Origin of the sequence: Burkholderia sp. A2, assembly GCF_001729305.1 — a bacterium.
GTDB lineage: Bacteria > Pseudomonadota > Gammaproteobacteria > Burkholderiales > Burkholderiaceae > Burkholderia > Burkholderia sola.
Window position 1 is genome coordinate 172,532 of the sequence record NZ_LZXX01000086.1, and the last position, 19,277, is coordinate 191,808.

Consider the following 19,277-nt stretch of genomic DNA (forward strand, 5'->3'; position numbering starts at 1 on the left):
CGCCCCATCTTCCGCCCGTTGCCTCAAAGCTTCGCTCCCGCGCTGACCATGCGATCATCGAGATAAAAATCCCGGCGATTGACGCGTAATTCCGGTTCTTCTCCCGTACGCCCCGACCTCCCCCATTCGGGTTTCTACCGGCGCATCCGATGTGAAAGTTCATTGACATCACGCGGATCGATGCCTAAATTTGGAAAACGTTTTCCAACGCGCGAGCGAGGGATCCGTCATGGCCCGCGCAGGGGAACGCTTGCCTGCTCGATTCGCGATTCAGGCGTCCGTCTTCAGGGATCAGGGTTGGCGAGGCGGACGCCGGGTACGGGCACCGAGCGCGGCATCGGCGACACGTGCCCGTGCTTCACCACTATTCAAAATTGGAGACACCATGCATCCGCGCAGCAGATTCACGCTCGGCGCCGCGCTCAGCGCCCTTTCCGTCGTGCTCGTGAGCGCGTGCGGCGGCAACGACGTGACCGACACGCCGTCGTCGCCCCCGACCTCCACCCCGCCCGCGCTCGCAGCGAACTCGCTGCAGGCGCTCGTCTACGGCGCGCCCGACACCAGCGTGCCGGCCGGCACGAACATCCCGGTCACGATGATGGGCCAGATGCGCGCGCTGTTCGACCTGATCCGCAAATCGCCCGATTTCACGCAGGTCGTGATGGATCTCGGCGACGGCACGCCCGTCCATGTGCTCGACACGAACACCGGCGACAAATTCCTGCCCGGCAAGCTCGCGCTCGGCCTGTCGTACATCCTGATCGACATGAAGTCGAAGAACGACCCGCAATACGCGAGCTACCTCGCGACGTACCAGACGATCACGACCGCGATGATGGCGCAGTCGGGCGGCAACTATGCGTATGCGAACACGTCGTGGGGCGAGTACTACTACCTCGTCGCGCTGAACAACCTGAAGGCGCACGGGATGCTCAACGAAGTCTTCAGCGACACGATGCTCGCGACGCTGCAGCAGCGGCTCACGTTCTGCGACATGTTCGGCCCCGATTCGAGCGGCAAGACCACGACGTGTCCGGCCGCCGGCACGCCGATCGACATCGCGTCGCTGAACACCGCGCAGAACTACTATGCGGTGTCCTACGGCATTGCCGGGCTGCGCCAGAAGCTTGGCTGGAGCAGCCCGTCCTTCGCATCGAAGACCGATCCGGCGGTCGCGACGATGAGCGCACGCGACGCGCTGCTGTACACGCTGACGAACCACATCCGCCACGATTCGTCGGGCGGGTTCTCCGACGAAGCGTCGAACACGCACACGACCTACTACGACCAGGCGCGCTTCGACCGCTACAGCACGCTGCTGATCGGCGAGGTGGTCGAGCGCACGTTCGAGATGGGCAACGAAGCGAACCTGACGCCGGAGCTGAAGGGCTATCTGCGCAAGTCGGTCGACCTGATCCTGCCGCAGCTGAACGCCGACGGCCAGGGCTTCAACTACGGCCGCTCGATCGGCCCGTACGGCGATTCCGCGTTCATGGAAGTGCTGACGGCCGCAGCCAATGCAGGCGTGCTGACCGACCGCGAGAAACAGGTTGCGTATGCATTCATCTACCAGGCCGCGCGTCGTTTCGACACGTACTGGTACGACCCGTCGCTGCCGACGCCGTCCGTGAACATGTGGGTCAAGGGCCGCGGCACCGACACGTATCGCGGCAAGCCGCGCGTGATGGGCGAGAACTTCAGCCTGCTGCACCAGTACCTGTATGTGAACGCATGGTGGAACAAGCTCGGCTTCGGCGGCCAGGCGCCGATGGCCGATGCGGACTACCGCGCATGGCTCGACGCGCTGCCGCGCTACACGCTCACCTGGTACAACGAGCCGGGCGATGCCGCGCATCCGTACAGCGCCGCGCTGCTCACCGTGCGCGACGGCCGACGCGTGATCAACCTGAACCTCAGCCAGGCACCCGACTACAACGCGTACACGCCGTATTACCCGGTGCCGTTCTCCGACAAGCTGATCTACGGCACGACCGACCTCGGCTATGCGCTGCTGCTGCCGCAGGTGACGTACAACGCGAAGACCTACATTCCCGTCACTTACTACAAGAACCTGAACGTGCAGCAAAGCAACGGCGAGGTGATCGTGTCGTTCGATACGACGAAGTTCCGCCTCGCGTCGAAGAATGCCGCGTACACGACGGATCTCGACCTGCAGGTGCACACGGTGCTGACGTTCGCGCACGGCACGGTCTCGCGCAGCGATACGCTGAGTTCGGGCACGCTCGCGGGCAACCTCGCGGTCGAGACGGACTTCACGTCGTTCGCGGATTTCGCATCGACGCAGGCCAACGGCGACGGCGTGTCGGTGACGTACGCGAACAGCGCCGCGACCGGCTATGCGGCATCCGGGTTCGACAACTGCGCGCTGTCCGCCTTCGACACGGCGAACGGCGCGACGAATCCGCTGTCGACGACGCCGATCGGGCAACTGCATTCGAACTTCGCGTGCACGACGAAACCGTTCGCGCTCGGTGCGGGCGCGACCCGCACGGTCGGGTGGACGCTGAGGTATGCCGATCCGGCGTAAGCGGCACGACCGCGCTCCCGCGACCGTTCCCGAAGCCGGTTGCCGAAACCGGCTTCGGGATCATTCAGCGCCCGGGAGACGCGTTCACCACCATCCCGATCCCGCCATATACGCACCGAGCGCAATCAGTCCGACGAAGAAGCAACGCTTGAACGTCTTCTCGCTCATCACGCGCCGCGCATATTGCCCGCCGGCCATCCCTGCCAGCGCGGGCACGAGCGCGAGCGCCGACACGCCGAGATCGACCGCCTGCAGTGCGCCCGTGACGCGCAACTGCAGCGCGAGCACGATCGTCGATGCGGTAAACGACAGTCCGAGCGCCTGGATCAGATCGTCCTTCGACAGCCGCAGCGCCTGCAGGTACGGCACGGCCGGTACGACGAACACGCCGGTCGCGGCCGTCACGACGCCCGTCAGGTAGCCGACCACGGCCGACAGCCATGTTTCATGGCGGCCCGGCGCGGGCAGCCGCGCCGCCGCCAGCCCCCACAGCCCGTAAAGCACCAGCACGACGCCGAGCGCCGTGTGCGTCCACGTGCTGCCGGCCGCGAGCGCCGGCAGCCCGCCCGTCAGCGTACCGACCGTCAGGCCGGCGAGCAGCGGCCACAGCCGGCGCAGCAGCGCGCCAAACGACGGGCCGAGCCACAACTGCCACACGTTGGTGATGAACGACGGCACGAGCAGCAGGCTCGCCGCGGCCGACGGCGGCATCGCGAGCGTCAGCAGTCCCATCGCGATCGTCGGCAACCCGAGCCCGATCATGCCCTTGACCGCGCCGGCCAGCAGGAAAACCAGCACGATGATCGTCAGCGTATGAATTTGCATGGCGGCATTCCGTCCGTTGAGTACGGCGCCGATGGTGCCTGCCCGCCATGCCGCCCGCCATCTGGCTTTGCCTGAGGCTGGCTCGGGCCCGCCGGACGGCGCTCGCGGCCTTGATCCGGCCCCATGGATCACCCTCGGCCCTGCTCGCTGTCGAGGTGCACCATTTGCGCGGCCGGATAGCGGTCGCCGGCAGCCGCCCCGGCGGGAACCGCCGCTTCGATGCGTGCGAGATCTTCGACCGTTAGTTGCAATTCCGTCGCCAGCAAACCGTCCTGCAGTTGGGTGCGCTTGCGCGCGCCGACCAGCGGCACGATGTCGGCGCCGCGCGACAGCGCCCACGCGATCGCGACCTGCGCCGGATTGCTCCCCTTCTCGTCGGCGATCGCGCGCAGCGCGTCGACGAGCGCGAGGTTGTGCGCGAGGTTGTCGCCCTGGAAGCGCGGACTCGCCGCGCGGAAATCGCGCTCGCCCTGCCGCGCCGCGCTCCAGCGCCCGCCCAGCAGCCCGCGCGACAGCACGCCGTAGGCCGTCACGCCAATGCCGAGCGCGCGGCAGACGGGGAGGATTTCGGCCTCGATCCCGCGTGACAGCAACGAATATTCGATCTGCAGATCGGCGATCGGCGCGACGGCGGCCGCGCGGCGGATCGTGTCCGCGCCGGCTTCCGACAGCCCGATATGACGCACGTACCCGGCCTTCACGAGATCGGCGATCGCGCCGACCGTTTCCTCGATCGGCACCGCCGGATCGACGCGTGCCGGCCGGTAGATGTCGAGGTAGTCGGTGCCGAGCCGCTTCAACGAATACGCGACGAAGTTCCGGATCGCCGCGGGCCGCGCGTCGTAGCCGGCGAACCCGCCGGCCGGATCGCGCAGCGCGCCGAATTTCACGCTGATGCGCACCTGGTCGCGCGCCCGGCCGCGCAGCGCGTCGCGGATCAGCATCTCGTTGTCGCCCATGCCGTAGAAGTCGCCCGTATCGAGCAGCGTGACGCCGTTGTCGAGCGCCGCATGCAGCGTCGCGATGCTTTCGTCCCGGTCGGCCGGCCCGTAGAAATCCGACATCCCCATGCAGCCGAGCCCGATCGCCGAAACCTGCGGGCCCGTGCGGCCCAGTTGACGCATGTCCATGTCCGTTTCCTTCAAAGGGTGAGTGGATGAAACGGATTCTGGCCGCACGACGCCGCGCGATAAACGCGAAACGCGCCACCAAACCATTCGACGCTGATTAACAATGGAGCCTGTTCCCGTTCCCACCAAGGTTCTCGCCCGCATGGACCATCTGCAAGCAATGCGCGTCTTCGCGCGCGTCGCCCATCTCGGCAGCTTCACGAAAGCGGCCGAGCAGCTCCAGCTGCCGCGCCCGACGGTCAGCAACGCCGTCCAGTATCTGGAAAAGCACCTGAAGATCCGCCTGCTGCAACGCACGACGCGGCGCGTCGCGCTGACCGCCGAGGGCGCGACCTACTACGAGCGCTGCGTGCAGTTGCTCGCCGACCTCGACGACGCGGAAACGCTGTTCGAGGATGCCGGCGCGTCGCCGCGCGGCGTGATCCGCGTCGACCTGCCCGAACGGTTCGCGCTGAACCAGGTGATTCCGGCGCTGCCGGATTTCCACGCGCGCTACCCCGACCTGCGCATCGTGATCAGCACGACCGACCGCTTCGTCGATCTCGTGGCCGACGGCATCGACTGCGCGGTGCGGGTCGGCGTGCTGTCCGACACGTCGCTCGTCGCGCGGCGCGTCGGCGAGATGGCCCAGATCAACTGCGCGTCGCCCGCCTATCTCGCGCGCCACGGCACGCCGCGCTCGCCGGACGACCTGCCGGACCACGTCGCGGTCGGCTATTTCTCGAGCCGCACGGGCCGCGAACTGGACTGGGAATATGCGGACATGGATTCGGGCGAGATGCACACGGTGAAGATGCACAGCGTCGTGTCGGTCAACAGCTCGCAGGCGTATCTCGCGTGCTGCCTCGCGGGCCTCGGGCTGATCCAGGCGCCGCGCGACGGGCTCGCGCCGCTGCTCGCCGACGGCTCGCTGGTCGAGGTGCTGCCGGAATGGAACGCGGGGCCGCTGCCCGTATCGGTGGTGTTTCCGACCGGCCGGCATCTCGCGCCGCGCGTGCGGATCTTCGTCGACTGGCTCGCGGAAACGCTCGGCAGCGCGCGCCGGGCGGACTGACGACGGCCGTGCCGGGGCCGTTCGCCCCGGCGCCGGCGCCCGGTCAGAACTTGTGGCGGATCGCGGCGCGCACCGCGAACTGATTCGACGATGCCGACGGGCCGTCCGTGCCGACGACATAGCCGCCGTCGGCCGCCGTGCCCGTCTTGTCGCCGCCCACCTTCTGCCACGCGCCCTGCAGGTACACGTCGGTGCGCTTCGACAGGCTGTAGTCGGCCATCAGGCCGACCGTGTGGTACTTCGGCTTGAACGAGCCGGCCGCGGCATCGTACTTGCCGTCCGTATACACGTACTGCGCGCCCAGGTAGAAATCGGGCGTGAGCTGGTACTTCCCGTTGATCTCGAAGTTCTGGAACTTCGTCGCGGTCAGCCCGAGGCCGGCGAACGTCGACGCCGGCAGGTAGACCGTCGATACCGGGTTCTTCACGTCGGTCTTCGTATAGACGACGCCGACCGTCGCCGCGCCGAACGTGTAGTTGACGCCGCCGCCGAAAATGCGCAGCCGGTCGGCGACGAAGTTCGCGTCGTCGGCCGCGATCGCGCCCGCGTTGCCGATGCCCGGGTTGTTCGCCTGCAGGTACGCGGCCGCGACCTGCAGCCCGGCCAGCGAATACTGCGCGCCGATACTGTACTGGCGGTTGTTCGAGAAGCCCGTGCTGTTGCTGAAGCTGTACGTGCCGCCGAACGTCAGGCCGTTCCAGTCGGCGCTCGCGTACTTGACCGTGTTGTTGACGCGGAACGAGTTGTCCGTGTTGTCGTTGTCGAACGGGTGCGAGAACAGCGTGCCGCCCCAGTTGCCGTTCGCGGTCAGCGGCGCGAGATAGTCGACGACGGCATCGTACTGACGGCCGAACGTCAGCGTGCCGAAGCGCGACTCGGACAACCCGACGAACGCCTGACGGCCGAACATGCGGCCGCCCTGGCCGAGCCGGCCGTTGTTCACGTCGAAACCGTTTTCCAGCGTGAAGACCGCCTTCAGCCCGCCGCCGAGATCCTCGCTGCCCTTCAGGCCCCACCGGCTGCCCTGCGCATAGCCGCTCGCGAGCTGGTAATTGGTCTTTCCGACCCCATTGACGTTGACGTTGTTCGTGTAATTGAAGCCTTCGTCGATCACGCCGTACAGCGTCACGCTGGTCTCGGCAAAGGCCGGCGCGGCGAAGGCAGCGAGCGCGGCGGCAAAAATGACGTGCTTCCTCATGACGAATCTCCGGAGCCGGGGGCCGGGCTGGCCGAACGCCCGGCGAATGTTTGGTCTGTTGTATGTGGCCCGCAGGGCGGACGACGCGGTGTGCGGCCGCGTGAGGACAAAATGGTGTCACGACGCAAATCGTCCGTCCATCGGGTGCGGGTGGTCGCGCGCAAAGCGTTGCGCTCGTCCAACTGCCCCGTCGCGCGGACAGCCCGACCGGGCTTGTCGGCAGCGGCCGGCCGGCCCGCCATCCGCGTAAACCCGGAAGGCTTCGCATCGGTGGCACAATGCGCATCCGTTCGCCATTTCTTCACGAAGTCATGCTTCACCCCGATTCATGCGCGGCGCGTGCCGGCCGTGCCCGCGGCCCGCGCCGGAAGGCGCTCCGATGACCGCGCCGGCCCGGGCCGGCCGCTACGCCGAGCTCGATTTCTTCCGCGGCCTCGTGCTGCTCGTCATCGTCGTCGACCACATCGGCGGCAGCATCCTGTCGCGCGTCACGCTGCACGCGTACGCGCTGTGCGACGCGGCCGAGGTGTTCGTGTTCCTCGGCGGCTTCGCGACCGCCATTGCGTACAACTCGCTCGCCGAGCGGCACGACGAGGCCGCCGCGCGCCAGCGTTTCATCCGGCGCGCGTTCGAGATCTACCGCGCGTTCCTCGTGACGGCCGGCCTGATGCTGCTGATCACCGCCGCGCTGAACGCGTTCGCGATCGACGGCCCGAACATGCCGACCAACGATCTCGACGGGCTGCTGCACAAGCCGCTCGCCGCGCTGCGCGACATCCTGCTGTTCCGCCGCCAGCCGTACCTCGCGTCGGTGCTGCCGATGTACGCGTTCTTCGCGCTGCTCGTCCCGCTCGCGCTGCCGCTCGCGCGCACGCAGCCGTGGCTGATGCTCGCGTTCAGCGGATCGCTGTGGTACGCGGCGCCGCACGTCGCACGCTTCTTGCCGACCGTCGAAGGGGCGCCGTGGGATTTCAACCCGTTCGCCTGGCAGTTCCTGTTCGTGCTCGGCGTGATCGCGCGCTGCCAACCCGTCTACCAGACCCTCGCGCCGAAGCCGCAGGGCTGGCTGCTGACGGCCGCGGCGCTCGCGATCGTCGCCGCCGGCGCGTACTACCGGCTGCGCATCGAGCCGTTCCCGACCGATCCGTCGATCAAGCAGAACCTCGGTGCGCTGCGGCTCGTGAACTTCCTCGCGATCGCGTGGCTCGCGGCCAAGCTCGTGCACCTCGGCTGGATGAAGAAGGTCGCGCACGCGATGCCGTGGATCGGCACGATCGGCCGGCAGGGGCTGCTGTGCTTCGTCGCGGGCACCGGTATTTCGCTCGCGGTCGATTCGCTGCTCTATCAGGCGACCGAAGGCTATCTCGACGTGCCGCTCGGCCTCACCGCCGACGCCGTCGCGATCGGGCTGCTGTATCTCGTGGCCAAACTCTACGGGCCGCTCGTCGCGCGGCTGCCGTTCCGTTCGCGGCCGTGACGCGCCGCGCCGTCATGCGCCGCTGCTACGATAGCCGGCGCCACTCCTGAAACGATTCGTCATGCGCCGACTCGCCCTCCCGTTCGCCCTCGCCCTAATCGCCGGCGCGATCGCCACCGCCCATGCCACGCCGCCGTCGGCGGCGCCGGCCGCCACGCCGGGGGTATCGCCCGCGCCGCCGGCCGTCCAGACCGCGACGACGCCGTCGACCGCGCAGGAGCCGCCCGTCAATCCGGGCAGCAGCGTCGTGCTGCGCACGTTCCGGTCGGCGTCGCTGAAGCGCGACTGGTCGTACACGGTCTACCTGCCGCCCGGCTACAACCCGGAAGGCGCGCGCTACCCGGTGATGTACCTGCTGCACGGCAACGCGGGCAACGCGAACGACTGGGTCACGCAGGGCCGGCTGCAGGCCACCGCCGACACGCTGATCGAGCGCCGCGACATTCCGCCGGTCGTGATCGTGATGCCGCAGGGCGGCACCGACTGGTACGTCGACCGCAAGGAGAAGATGCAGAGCGCGTTCCTCAACGACCTGCTGCCCGAAGTCGAGGCGCACTTCGCGGTGTCGAACCAGCGCGCGGGCCGCGCGATCGGCGGCGTGTCGATGGGCGGCTTCGGCGCGCTGCGCTTCTCGCTGCTCGAACCGGGGCTGTTCTGCGGCGCGATGCTGCTGAGCCCCGCGATCTATGCGAACGAGCCGCCGCTCAATTCCGCCGCGCGCTACGTCGGCGTGTTCGGCGACCGGCAGTTCGATTCGCGCGTGTGGCACGAGCTGAACTACCCGGCGCTGCTGCGCGGCTATTTCGCGCGCAACTGGCGCGTGCCGATGTTCATCGCGGCCGGCGACGACGACCTGACGATCCAGGCGGAATCGAGCGTGCTGTATACGCACTTGCGCCGCGCGCAGAATCCGGCCGAGCTGCGCATCGTCGACGGCGGGCATACGTGGGACGTCTGGCGCGGGTTGCTCGGGCAGGGGTTGAAGTATGCGCTGGAGTGCGTGAAGTGACGGCCGGCGGCCGTTGCGCCGACCGTTTCGGGCTGGCGGGTCGGTAATCGGCCGACCGCCGTCGAGGGCCGCCGTGCCCGCCGCTCAAAGCCACGTCCCGCCCTGCCGCTCGCTCGGCTCCGTATCGAGCGCATCGAAATCGTGGATCCAGTCCAGGTGATGCAGCACGCGATCGCGGTCGGCCAGACGCGCGTTGCGTGCCTGCGCGGCCGGCCCGTCGGGAAGATGCAGCACGTCGGCTGCCGAGATCGATGCGTATTGCACCTTGCGCGTCCGGCCGCGACGCAGCCGCTCGTAGGCTTCCTGCGCTTCGCGCCAATTGCCCGGGCCGGCCTTCGCCAATTGCGCGGCCAACACCACCGCATCCTCGATCGACTGATTCGCGCCCTGCCCATGATGCGGCACCAGCGCATGCGCGGCATCACCGATCAACGTCACGCGCCCGCGGCTCCATCGGCCGAGCGGCGGACGATGAAACAGCCCCCAGCGCTGGCTGATCGGCACGGCCGTGATCATCTGCACCACCGCCGGATGCCAATTCCGGAACGCACGCAGTTGCTCGCCTTCCTCGGCCGGCATGACCCAGTCGCGCGACGGCCACGGTGACGGATGCCGCTCGACCAGCAGGAAATTCTGGTCGCCGTCGTCGCCGATCGGATAGTGCAACAGATGCCCGTGCGGCCCGATCCAGAACTGGATCGTGTCGGGATCGGGCAGCAGGTCCATGCGCGCGGCCGGCACCACGCCGCGAAAACCCGAACAGCCCGAATACAGCGCATCGTCGTAGCCGAGCATCCAGCGTCGCGTGATCGAACGCGCGCCGTCCGCGCCGATCACGAGATCGGCGTCGACCTGCGTGCCGTTGTCGAACGACAGCGTCACGCGATCGGGGTGTTGCGCGAGGTCGACCAGACGATGGCCGAGATGGATGCGCTCGGGGCCGACCGCCGTCGACAGCACGGCCTGCAGATCCGCGCGATGCACGCCCCAGTACGCGCCGCCGAATTGCCGGCGGTAGTCGGGGGCACCGCGATGACGGCCGATCACCGCGCCGCTGCGCCCGTCGCGATAGACGAGCGCCGGGATGTCCGCGCATACCGCATCGAAGGCCGCGCGCAAGCCCATGCGTTCGTAGAAGCGCGTCGCATTGGCCGACAGCGCGACCGCCGCGCCGACTTCGCGCAATTCAGGGGTCTGCTCGTAGAGTTGCGCGTCGATGCCATGCTCGCGCAAGGCGAGCGCGAGGGTCAGGCCGCCGATGCCGGCGCCGACGATCGCAATCTTCAGGTTCGTCCGCATGATGAAGGTGTCTCCGATAGGCGTATATGAGGTGTGCGACGGGCGCGGCGGTCATGTCGAATGCATGCGCCGTATCGGTATTTTCAGGAGTGGACTTTTATCCTGCAATAAAATGAAATGAATCTGCTTCATCACTGAATGCAATGAACCGGGCCACGCACAACCGATGGAACTGAGCGAGATCGACCTCAACCTGCTGCTGCTTTTCCAGCGGCTGATGCAGGAACGGCGCGTATCGAGCGTCGCCGAGCAAATGAACATGAGCCAGCCGGGCGTCAGCAACGCGCTCGCGAAGCTGCGCCGCCGGCTCGGCGATCCGCTGTTCGTGCGCGGGCCCGGCGGCGTCGTGCCGACGCCGTTCGCGCTGCGTCTCGCGGAACCGGTGTCGCAGGCGCTCGCGACGCTGCACGCGGCGCTGAACCCCGACACCGGCTTCGATCCGCTGCGCGCCACGCGTACGCTGACGATCGGCATGACCGATATCGGCGAAGTCGTGTTCCTGCCCGCGCTGCTCGAACACCTGTCGCATGCGGCGCCGGGCATCGCGCTGAACACCGTGCGCAACACGAGCGTCAACCTCGGCGACGAAATGGCCGACGGCCGCGTCGATCTCGCGATCGGCCTGTTGCCGCAACTGAAGGGCGGGTTCTATCAGCGCCGGCTGTTCGATCAGCGCTACGTATGCCTGTTCCGGCGCGGGCACCCGCTCGAGGGGGCGCCGCTGACGGTCGACGCGTGGCGCGACGCCGAACATCTGGTCGTGGTGTCGGCCGGCACCGGGCATGGGCAAGTGGACGAATGGCTGACGCGGCGCCGCGTGAAACGCCAGGTGCGGCTGACGGTGCCGCATTTCATGAGCGTGGGCTACATCCTGCAGCGCACCGACCTGATCGCGACGGTGCCCGAGCATCTCGCGCTGCAGCTCGCCGCGCCGTTCTCGCTCGGCTGGCGTGCGCTGCCCGTCACGCTGCCCGGCGCGCCGATCCATATGCTGTGGCACACGCGGGTCAATCAGGACGAAGGGAACCGCTGGCTGCGGGATGTGGTGGTGGCGCTGTTCGCGGACACCGGCGCGCGAAGCCGGAAAATCGCGCCTGGTCGGAAGAAATAGTCGCCGTCGCGGCGAGCGCGTTTCACGATGCCGCCCAAATCCGGGCATCATGCATTTCGACTACATTGCCGGAGTGGCGACGGCATCGACGATCGGCCACCTCCCCCCGTCATTCAACCCGCAGGAAATCACGCCATGTCCGTCTCGAACAAATTCGCCGCCGTCACCGGTGCCGGCTCCGGCATCGGTCGCGCCGCGGCCATCGCACTCGCCCAGGCAGGCTTCACCGTCGCGCTGCTCGGGCGTACGGAGGCGTCGCTGCGCGACACGCAGGACGCGATCCGCGCCGCCGGCAGCGACGCCGACGTGTTTCCCGTCGACGTCACCGACGAAGCGTCGGTCGACCACGCGTTCGCGCGGATCGCGCAACGGTTCGGCCGGCTCGATGTGCTGTTCAACAATGCCGGGCGCAACGCCCCGGTCGTGTCCCTCGACGAATACGAACTCGACGTGTGGAACAGCGTCGTCGCGACGAACCTGACCGGCGTCTTCCTGTGCGCGCGGGCTGCGTGGCGGCTGATGAAAACGCAAACGCCGCAGGGCGGCCGAATCATCAACAACGGCTCAATCTCGGCGCACGCGCCGCGCCCCGACACGATCGCGTACACGGCCACCAAGCACGCGGTGACCGGGATCACGAAGTCGCTGGCGCTGGACGGCCGCCGGTACAACATCGCGTGCGGCCAGATCGACATCGGCAACGCCGCGACGTCGCTCACGGAACGGATGACGCAAGGCGTCCCGCAAGCGGACGGCAGCCTGGCGCCCGAGGCGCGGATGGACGTGGTGCATGTCGCGAATGCGGTCGTCCAGATGGCGAATCTGCCGCTCGATACCAACATCCTCAACATGACGATCATGGCGACTGCGATGCCGTTCGTCGGGCGCGGATAGCGCGCATGGCAGCCAGTGCCGGGAGACGGCGTTCACACACTGGCTGCTACCCGATCACTCCGTCGCAACGACGCCGCATGCAAGCCCATTCACGACGCAGATTCAGTGCGGCAGGCTGATCGCCTGCCGCTCGTCCTCGAGCAGTTGCGTCAGCGAAGCGTGCAACCGTTCGAGGCTGCGCGGCGGTAGTGCGAAGCTTGCCCAGCCAAGCCCGCTATGACGCAGTAACAGCACCACGCCGCCCTGCATCGGATGGCGCTCGGCGTACCAGCAAGGGTCCATTTCCGTCACGAATTGCTGCGTGTGCGGCGCACGTTCCGGCACGGCAGGCTGCATCGACGCGCGCAGCAAGCTCAAGTACTGGATGACTGCATCCACATCTTCCGGATCGAGCACGGCCGCGCCCCGTTCGATCGACATCAGCACCACGAGCTTGCCGCGCTCCTCGATCATCTTGATGCTCAACGGTTGTGTCATTTTTGTCGTCCTTGCCGGAATTACGCGATCCAATTATCGATCTCGGTACACGTGAACCGGCTGAAGATTCGTGATCCGCGCATGAATCTTTTTTTAGAAAACGCTAGAAGAGCGCGCCGCTTCATCGATTACTTCATCGATTACGTGGTCGGCTTCTGTCGCATGCCCGGCCGCGCCGCCACGCAGCTTGTCCGGCCGGCTATTAAAACTTGTTTCATCTTTTTTGCGACCGGCTGTTAGTAGCCGCTCCGCAGAATGCGCTCATCGGTTGCGCATCGGGTTTTTCCCGACGACACGCACATCCGGCTCTTCTTCACGACGATATTGAACGGAGCAGCACCTCATGCTGAAAATTGTCCGGCTCGCGCTCGCCCGGCCCTATACGTTCGTCGTACTGGCGCTGCTGATCCTGATCGCGGGCCCGCTCGCGGCCGTTCGAACGCCGATCGACATCTTCCCGGACATCCGCATCCCGGTAATCAGCGTCGTCTGGAACTACGCGGGCCTGCAGCCGGACGACATGTCCGGACGTGTGATCACGTACTACGAGCGCACGCTCGGCACGACGGTCAACGATGTCCAGCATATCGAGTCGCAATCGTTCCGCGGCTACGGCATCGTGAAGATCTTCTTCCAGCCGACCGTCGATATCCGCACGGCGACCGCGCAGGTCACGTCGATCTCGCAGACCGTGCTCAAGCAGATGCCGCCCGGCACCACGCCGCCGCAGATCCTCAACTACAACGCGTCGACCGTGCCCGTGCTGCAGATCGCGCTGACCAGCAACACGCTCGACGAACAAAAGCTCGAGGATTACGCGGTCAACTTCATTCGACCGCAACTGCTGTCGGTGCCGGGTGTCGCGATTCCGACGCCGTACGGCGGCAAGGCGCGCGAAGTGCAGATCGACCTCGACCCGCAGGCGCTGCAATCGAAGGGGTTGTCCGCGCAGGACGTCGCGCACGCGCTCGCGCAGCAGAACCAGATCATCCCGGCCGGCACGCAGAAGATCGGCCGCTTCGAATACAACATCAAGCTCAACAACAGCCCGCTCTCGCTCGACGCGTTGAACGACCTACCGATCAAGTCGGTCGACGGCACGACGATTTACATCCGCGACGTCGCGCACGTGCGCGATGGCTACCCGCCGCAGGGCAACATCGTGCGCGTGGACGGCCACCGCGCGGTGCTGATGAGTATCCTGAAGAACGGCTCGGCATCGACGCTCGACATCATCGCCGGCGTGAAGGCGAAGCTGCCGCTGGTCGAACAGACGCTGCCGCCGGGCCTGAAGCTCGTCACGATGGGCGACCAGTCGACCTTCGTGAACGGCGCCGTCAGCGGCGTGGCGCGCGAGGGCATCATCGCCGCCGCGCTGACCTCGCTGATGATCCTGCTGTTCCTCGGCTCGTGGCGCTCGACGCTGATCATCGCCGCGTCGATCCCGCTGGCCGTGCTCTCGGCAATCGCGCTGCTGGCGGCCACCGGCGAAACGCTCAACGTGATGACGCTCGGCGGCCTCGCGCTCGCGGTCGGGATCCTGGTCGACGATGCGACGGTGACGATCGAGAACGTGAACTGGCACCTCGAACAGGGCAAGGACACGCGCACCGCGATCGTCGACGGCGCGAAGCAGATCGTGATGCCCGCGCTCGTCTCGCTGCTGTGCATCTGCATCGTGTTCGTGCCGATGCTGATGCTCGACGGCATCTCGCGCTTTCTGTTCGTGCCGATGGCCAAGGCGGTGATCTTCTCGATGGCGTCGTCGTTCGTGCTGTCGCGCACCTTCGTGCCGATGCTCGCGCAATACCTGCTCAAGCCGCACGCATCGGCCGGTCACGCGTCGGGCGAACTGGCCGCGATCATGGATCCGCACGCGGGCCATGCCGGCGCGCACGACGTCCCGACGTCGCGCAATCCGCTGGTGCGCTTCCAGCGCGCCTTCGAGCGCCGCTTCGAATCCGTGCGCGCGTCGTACCGGATCCTGCTCGGCCTCGCGCTCACGCGCCGCAAGCCGTTCGTCGTCGCCTTCCTCGGCATCGTGGCGGCGTCCTTCCTGCTCGCGCCGTGGCTCGGCCGCAATTTCTTTCCGACCATCGATTCCGGCGAGATCGCGCTGCACGTGCGTGCGCCGGTCGGCACGCGTGTCGAGGAAACCGCCGCCGAGCTCGACCGCATCGAGAACACGATTCGCGGCGTGATCCCGCCCGCGCAGTTGCGCGAAGTGATCGACAACATCGGCTTGCCGAACAGCGGGATCAACCTGACCTACAACAACAGCGGCACGCTCGGGCCGCAGGACGGCGACATCCTGATCTCGCTGTCGCACGATCACGCGCCGACCGCCGACTACGTGCACACGCTGCGCGAACGCCTGCCGCGCGCCTATCCGGGCACCACGTTCTCGTTCCTGCCCGCCGACATCGTCAGCCAGATCCTCAACTTCGGCGCACCGGCGCCGGTCGACCTGCAGGTGGCCGGCCCGAACCAGCAGGCCAATCTCGCTTATGCGCGCGAGCTGTACCGCAAGCTGCGGCTGATCGCCGGCATCGCCGATCCGCGCATCCAGCAGGCCAGCACCTATCCGCAGTTCACGGTGACGGTCGATCGCACGCGCGCCGACCAGCTCGGCATCACCGAGCAGGACGTGACGAACTCGGTGGTCGCGACGCTGGCCGGCACCAGCCAGGTCGACCCGACCTACTGGCTCAACCCGCACAACGGCGTGTCCTATCCGATCGTCGCGCAAACGCCGCAGTACAGGATGACCACGCTGTCGGCGCTGCAGAACCTGCCGGTCACGGGCGCGAACGGCCAGTCCCAGTTGCTGGGCGGTCTGGCCACGATCACGCGTGGCGTCGGCAACGCGGTGGTGTCGCACTACAACATCGAACCGCTGTTCGACATCTACGCGACCACCCAGGGCCGCGACCTCGGCGCGGTCGCGGCCGACATCGACGGCATCGTCAAGGCCACCGCGAAGGATCTGCCCAAGGGCTCGACCGTCACGCTGCGCGGCCAGGTGCAGACCATGAACGGCGCGTTCGCCGGCCTGCTGCTCGGCCTCGTGGGCGCGATCGTGCTGATCTACCTGCTGATCGTCGTGAACTTCCATTCGTGGGCCGACGCATTCGTGATCGTCTCGGCGCTGCCGGCGGCGCTGGCCGGCATCGTCTGGATGCTGTTCACCACGCATACGCCGCTGTCGGTGCCGGCGCTGACCGGTGCGATCCTGTGCATGGGCGTGGCCACCGCCAACTCGATTCTCGTCGTCAGTTTCGCGCGCGAACGGCTGGCCGACACCGGTAACGCGCTGGCGTCCGCGCTCGAAGCCGGTTTCACGCGTTTCCGCCCGGTGCTGATGACCGCGCTCGCGATGATCATCGGCATGGCGCCGATGGCGCTCGGCCTCGGCGACGGCGGCGAACAGAACGCGCCGCTCGGCCGCGCGGTGATCGGCGGCCTCGCGTGCGCGACGATCGCGACGCTGTTCTTCGTTCCCGTCGTGTTCAGCCTCGTGCATCGGCGCGACGCGCTGAAGCACGACGCTTCCCGCGCTTCCTCCCTTTCCGCGTCCGGAGCTTCCCATGTCCACTGAGATCGATATCAAGTCGCCGAAACGGCTGCCCAACCTCAAGCTCGTCGCCACGCTCACCGCGCTGATCGCGGTCGGCGTCGTGGCGACCGGCATCGTCGGCCGCGCGCACGCGAAACAGGACATGACGACCTGGTCCGCCGAACAGGCGGTGCCGACCGTGGTCGCGTATCCGCCGTCGGCCGGCCGCGACGGCGCGACGCTCGTGCTGCCCGGCCATCTGTCCGCATTCGAGAGCGCGCCGATCCATGCACGGGTGTCGGGCTACCTGCATGCGTGGTACACCGATATCGGCGCGCACGTGAAGTCGGGGCAATTGCTCGCGCTGATCGATACGCCCGAACTCGACCAGCAACTGCAGCAGGCGCGTGCCGACCTGCAAAGCTCGCTCGCCAACGAGAAGCTGGCCGCGTCCACGGCCGCGCGCTGGACCAGGATGCTCGCGCAGGATTCGGTATCGCAGCAGGAAACCGACGAGAAGACCAGCGACCTCGCGGCCAAGCAGGCGATCGTCGCGGCCAACGAGGCCAACGTGCGGCGCCTCGACGCGCTGGAGGCGTTCAAGCGCATCGTCGCGCCGTTCGACGGCGTCGTCACCGCGCGCAAGACCGACATCGGCCAGTTGATCTCGGCCGGCGGCGGCGCCGGTCCGGAGCTGTTTGCGGTGTCCGACGTCCACCGGATGCGCGTCTACGTGAGCGTGCCGCAGAACGAGGCCGCCGCGATCCGGCCCGGCATGACGGCCACGCTGACCGTGCCCGAGCATCCGGGCGAGACCTTCCGGGCGACGCTCGCCGACACCGACGATTCGATCGCCGATTCGACCGGCACGCTGCTCGTCCAGCTGATGGTCGACAACCGCGACGGCAAGCTGATCCCCGGCGAATACACCGAAGTACATTTCGCGCTGCCGGCCGGCAGCACCCACGTGCTGACGATTCCGGCCAGCTCGTTGATCTTCCGGCAGGCCGGCCTGCAGGTCGCCGTGGTCGGCAAGGACGATCGCGCGGTATTCAAGCCCGTGACGATCGCGACCGATCTCGGCACGCACGTGCAGATCGCGACCGGCCTCGCGCCGGACGATCGCGTGATCGACAACCCGCCCGATTCGCTGGCCGACGGCGACCCGGTCAGGCTCGCGACGCCGGCCCGCACCGTTGCGTCGGCCGCGCGCGATACGGAGCGTACGCATGGCTAACCGGCTTCGGCTTTGCGCGATGCTCGCCGGCGTCGCGTTCCTCTGCGCGTGCTCGTTCGCGCCCGCCTATCACGCGCCGCAAACGGCGCTGCCGGACAGCTTCAAGGAAGCCGGCGGCTGGCAGGCCGCGAGGCCGTCCGACCGCATCGCGCGCGACGGCTGGTGGAAGGCGTTCCGCGATCCCGTGCTCGACCGGCTCGAAGCACGGGTAGCCGCGGCCAATCCCGACGTGGCCGCGGCCGTGGCCCGTCACGACGAAGCGGCCGCGCTGTTCGATCAGGCGCGCTCGGGGCTGTTCCCGACCATCGGCCTCGGCGCGCAGGTCTCGAGCAACCGCCAATCGGCCACGCGGCCGCTGCGCGGCGCGAATCAGCCGAACGTCTATGGCGACAACACACTCGACGCCGGCTTCGACTACGACCTCGACTTGTGGGGGAAAGTCCGCAACGAAGTCGCGGCCGGGCGCGCCGACGCACAGGCCAGCGCCGACGATCTCGCGTCGGTGCGGCTGAGCCTGCAGGCCAGCCTCGCCAGCGCGTACTTCAGCCTGCGCGGGCTCGACCAGCAGCAACAGCTGCTGGCCGACACGATCGATACCTACCGGCGCGCGCTGCGCCTGACGATGAGCCGGCACGCGGGCGGCATCGCGTCCGATCTCGACGTGTCGCGCGCGCAGACGCAGCTCGATTCGGCCCGCGCGTCGGCCGAGGACGTACGGGCGCGTCGCGCGCTTGACGAGCACGCGATCGCGACGCTCACGGGTGTACCCGCGTCGTCGTTCTCATTGACGCCGGACGTCAACGCCGTGTATCTGCCGACGATCCCGACCGGTATTCCCGCGACGCTGCTGCAGCGGCGTCCCGACGTCGCGGCCGCCGAGCGGCGCATGGCCGCCGCCAACGCGAAGATCGGCGTGGTGCGCGCGGCGTTCTTCCCCGACGTCACGCTCGGGCTGGTCGGCGGGTACCAGAGCTCTGGCCTCGGCCACTGGCTCCGCGCGCCGAACGAGATCTGGTCGATCGGGCCCAGCCTCGCGCTGACGCTGTTCGACGGCGGCCGGCGCCAGGCGCTCACCGACCAGGCGCGCGCACAGCTTGCCGAGAACGGCGCGAAATACCGCGCGGTGGTGCTCGATGCATGCCGGCAGGTAGAAGACAACCTCGCACTCACGCACCACCTCGGCGACGAAGCCGATCGCGAGCAGGAAGCACTCGACGCGGCCGAACGCACGTTGCAGTTGTCGATGTCGCGCTATCGGGACGGCGTCGTCAGCTATCTCGACGTCGTGACGGCGCAGGCCACCGAACTCGATACGAAGATCGCGATGCTGGCGTTGAACACGCGCCGGCAACTGGCGGCGGTGGGATTGATCGCCGCGCTGGGCGGCGGATGGTCGACCGATGAAGCCGCATCCGGTACGCAAGCACTGGCCGCGACGCCGGCCCGTTCAGCGAACTGATTC

General features: G+C 67.6%; 15 protein-coding genes. 10 read left to right on the forward strand and 5 right to left on the reverse strand.

Features of this window, described 5'->3' with window-relative positions; genetic code table 11:
• Positions 1-385: 385 nt before the first annotated feature.
• Complete coding sequence (locus tag A9Z05_RS10340) at positions 386-2,548, forward strand: hypothetical protein (protein ID WP_069618002.1); 2,163 nt, start codon at positions 386-388, stop codon at positions 2,546-2,548.
• An 84-nt stretch (positions 2,549-2,632) separates the two neighbouring features.
• On the opposite strand, the gene A9Z05_RS10345 is transcribed toward A9Z05_RS10340, so the two are convergent.
• Both A9Z05_RS10345 and A9Z05_RS10350 read right to left on the reverse strand, forming a co-directional pair.
• On the reverse strand, positions 2,633-3,373 hold the full coding sequence (locus tag A9Z05_RS10345; RefSeq protein ID WP_069618003.1) for a sulfite exporter TauE/SafE family protein: 741 nt from the start codon (positions 3,371-3,373) through the stop codon (positions 2,633-2,635).
• Positions 3,374-3,501: 128 nt separating this feature from the next.
• Positions 3,502-4,503, reverse strand: coding sequence for an aldo/keto reductase (locus A9Z05_RS10350; RefSeq protein WP_069618004.1), 1,002 nt, complete (start codon positions 4,501-4,503; stop codon positions 3,502-3,504).
• A 142-nt stretch (positions 4,504-4,645) separates the two neighbouring features.
• On the opposite strand from A9Z05_RS10350, the gene A9Z05_RS10355 reads away from it, so the two are divergent.
• Positions 4,646-5,557, forward strand: a complete 912-nt coding sequence (locus tag A9Z05_RS10355) for a LysR family transcriptional regulator (RefSeq protein ID WP_069618005.1) — start codon at positions 4,646-4,648, stop codon at positions 5,555-5,557.
• Positions 5,558-5,600: 43 nt separating this feature from the next.
• Here the strand turns inward: A9Z05_RS10355 and A9Z05_RS10360 are convergent, their stop codons facing one another.
• Positions 5,601-6,755, reverse strand: a complete 1,155-nt coding sequence (locus A9Z05_RS10360; RefSeq protein ID WP_069618006.1) for a porin — start codon at positions 6,753-6,755, stop codon at positions 5,601-5,603.
• A 379-nt stretch (positions 6,756-7,134) separates the two neighbouring features.
• Between A9Z05_RS10360 and A9Z05_RS10365 the strand changes: the two genes are divergently transcribed.
• Complete coding sequence (locus A9Z05_RS10365) at positions 7,135-8,232, forward strand: OpgC domain-containing protein (protein WP_069618007.1); 1,098 nt, start codon at positions 7,135-7,137, stop codon at positions 8,230-8,232.
• Positions 8,233-8,293: 61 nt separating this feature from the next.
• Positions 8,294-9,241, forward strand: coding sequence for an esterase family protein (locus A9Z05_RS10370; protein ID WP_069618008.1), 948 nt, complete (start codon positions 8,294-8,296; stop codon positions 9,239-9,241).
• Between the two features lie 84 nt (positions 9,242-9,325).
• Here A9Z05_RS10370 and A9Z05_RS10375 read toward each other — a convergent pair whose 3' ends face one another.
• On the reverse strand, positions 9,326-10,540 hold the full coding sequence (locus A9Z05_RS10375) for an FAD-dependent monooxygenase (protein WP_069618009.1): 1,215 nt from the start codon (positions 10,538-10,540) through the stop codon (positions 9,326-9,328).
• 166 nt (positions 10,541-10,706) lie between these two features.
• On the opposite strand from A9Z05_RS10375, the gene A9Z05_RS10380 reads away from it, so the two are divergent.
• Positions 10,707-11,651 (forward strand): LysR family transcriptional regulator, encoded by a 945-nt coding sequence (locus tag A9Z05_RS10380; protein WP_069618010.1) that lies wholly within the window; start codon positions 10,707-10,709, stop codon positions 11,649-11,651.
• 135 nt (positions 11,652-11,786) lie between these two features.
• Positions 11,787-12,545: an SDR family oxidoreductase gene (locus tag A9Z05_RS10385; protein WP_069618011.1), complete on the forward strand. Its 759-nt coding sequence runs from the start codon at positions 11,787-11,789 to the stop codon at positions 12,543-12,545.
• Positions 12,546-12,647: 102 nt separating this feature from the next.
• Here the strand turns inward: A9Z05_RS10385 and A9Z05_RS10390 are convergent, their stop codons facing one another.
• On the reverse strand, positions 12,648-13,022 hold the full coding sequence (locus A9Z05_RS10390; RefSeq protein ID WP_069618012.1) for a hypothetical protein: 375 nt from the start codon (positions 13,020-13,022) through the stop codon (positions 12,648-12,650).
• 51 nt (positions 13,023-13,073) lie between these two features.
• On the opposite strand from A9Z05_RS10390, the gene A9Z05_RS36085 reads away from it, so the two are divergent.
• From A9Z05_RS36085 to A9Z05_RS10405, 4 genes are all read left to right on the forward strand, one after another.
• A complete protein-coding gene (locus tag A9Z05_RS36085) occupies positions 13,074-13,262 on the forward strand; it encodes a hypothetical protein (RefSeq protein WP_141723398.1) in 189 nt (62 codons plus the stop codon).
• Positions 13,263-13,365: 103 nt separating this feature from the next.
• On the forward strand, positions 13,366-16,620 hold the full coding sequence (locus A9Z05_RS10395; RefSeq protein WP_069618013.1) for an efflux RND transporter permease subunit: 3,255 nt from the start codon (positions 13,366-13,368) through the stop codon (positions 16,618-16,620).
• Positions 16,610-17,815 (forward strand): efflux RND transporter periplasmic adaptor subunit, encoded by a 1,206-nt coding sequence (locus tag A9Z05_RS10400; RefSeq protein WP_069618014.1) that lies wholly within the window; start codon positions 16,610-16,612, stop codon positions 17,813-17,815. The genes A9Z05_RS10395 and A9Z05_RS10400 overlap by 11 nt, the downstream gene beginning before the upstream one ends.
• On the forward strand, positions 17,808-19,274 hold the full coding sequence (locus tag A9Z05_RS10405; RefSeq protein ID WP_069618015.1) for an efflux transporter outer membrane subunit: 1,467 nt from the start codon (positions 17,808-17,810) through the stop codon (positions 19,272-19,274). The genes A9Z05_RS10400 and A9Z05_RS10405 overlap by 8 nt, the downstream gene beginning before the upstream one ends.
• The last annotated feature ends 3 nt before the right edge of the window (positions 19,275-19,277 follow it).

Excerpts from the sequence above, each read along its gene's own strand:
- A9Z05_RS10405 (WP_069618015.1), top strand. The coding sequence starts at position 17,808 with ATGGCTAACCGGCTTCGGCTTTGCGCGATGCTCGCCGGCGTCGCGTTC.
- A9Z05_RS10390 (WP_069618012.1), bottom strand. The coding sequence starts at position 13,022 with ATGACACAACCGTTGAGCATCAAGATGATCGAGGAGCGCGGCAAGCTC.
- A9Z05_RS10350 (WP_069618004.1), bottom strand. The coding sequence starts at position 4,503 with ATGGACATGCGTCAACTGGGCCGCACGGGCCCGCAGGTTTCGGCGATC.
- A9Z05_RS10400 (WP_069618014.1), top strand. The coding sequence starts at position 16,610 with ATGTCCACTGAGATCGATATCAAGTCGCCGAAACGGCTGCCCAACCTC.
- A9Z05_RS10340 (WP_069618002.1), top strand. The coding sequence starts at position 386 with ATGCATCCGCGCAGCAGATTCACGCTCGGCGCCGCGCTCAGCGCCCTT.
- A9Z05_RS10345 (WP_069618003.1), bottom strand. The coding sequence starts at position 3,373 with ATGCAAATTCATACGCTGACGATCATCGTGCTGGTTTTCCTGCTGGCC.
- A9Z05_RS10385 (WP_069618011.1), top strand. The coding sequence starts at position 11,787 with ATGTCCGTCTCGAACAAATTCGCCGCCGTCACCGGTGCCGGCTCCGGC.
- A9Z05_RS10360 (WP_069618006.1), bottom strand. The coding sequence starts at position 6,755 with ATGAGGAAGCACGTCATTTTTGCCGCCGCGCTCGCTGCCTTCGCCGCG.
- A9Z05_RS10380 (WP_069618010.1), top strand. The coding sequence starts at position 10,707 with ATGGAACTGAGCGAGATCGACCTCAACCTGCTGCTGCTTTTCCAGCGG.
- A9Z05_RS10375 (WP_069618009.1), bottom strand. The coding sequence starts at position 10,540 with ATGCGGACGAACCTGAAGATTGCGATCGTCGGCGCCGGCATCGGCGGC.
- A9Z05_RS10365 (WP_069618007.1), top strand. The coding sequence starts at position 7,135 with ATGACCGCGCCGGCCCGGGCCGGCCGCTACGCCGAGCTCGATTTCTTC.
- A9Z05_RS10395 (WP_069618013.1), top strand. The coding sequence starts at position 13,366 with ATGCTGAAAATTGTCCGGCTCGCGCTCGCCCGGCCCTATACGTTCGTC.
- A9Z05_RS10355 (WP_069618005.1), top strand. The coding sequence starts at position 4,646 with ATGGACCATCTGCAAGCAATGCGCGTCTTCGCGCGCGTCGCCCATCTC.
- A9Z05_RS10370 (WP_069618008.1), top strand. The coding sequence starts at position 8,294 with ATGCGCCGACTCGCCCTCCCGTTCGCCCTCGCCCTAATCGCCGGCGCG.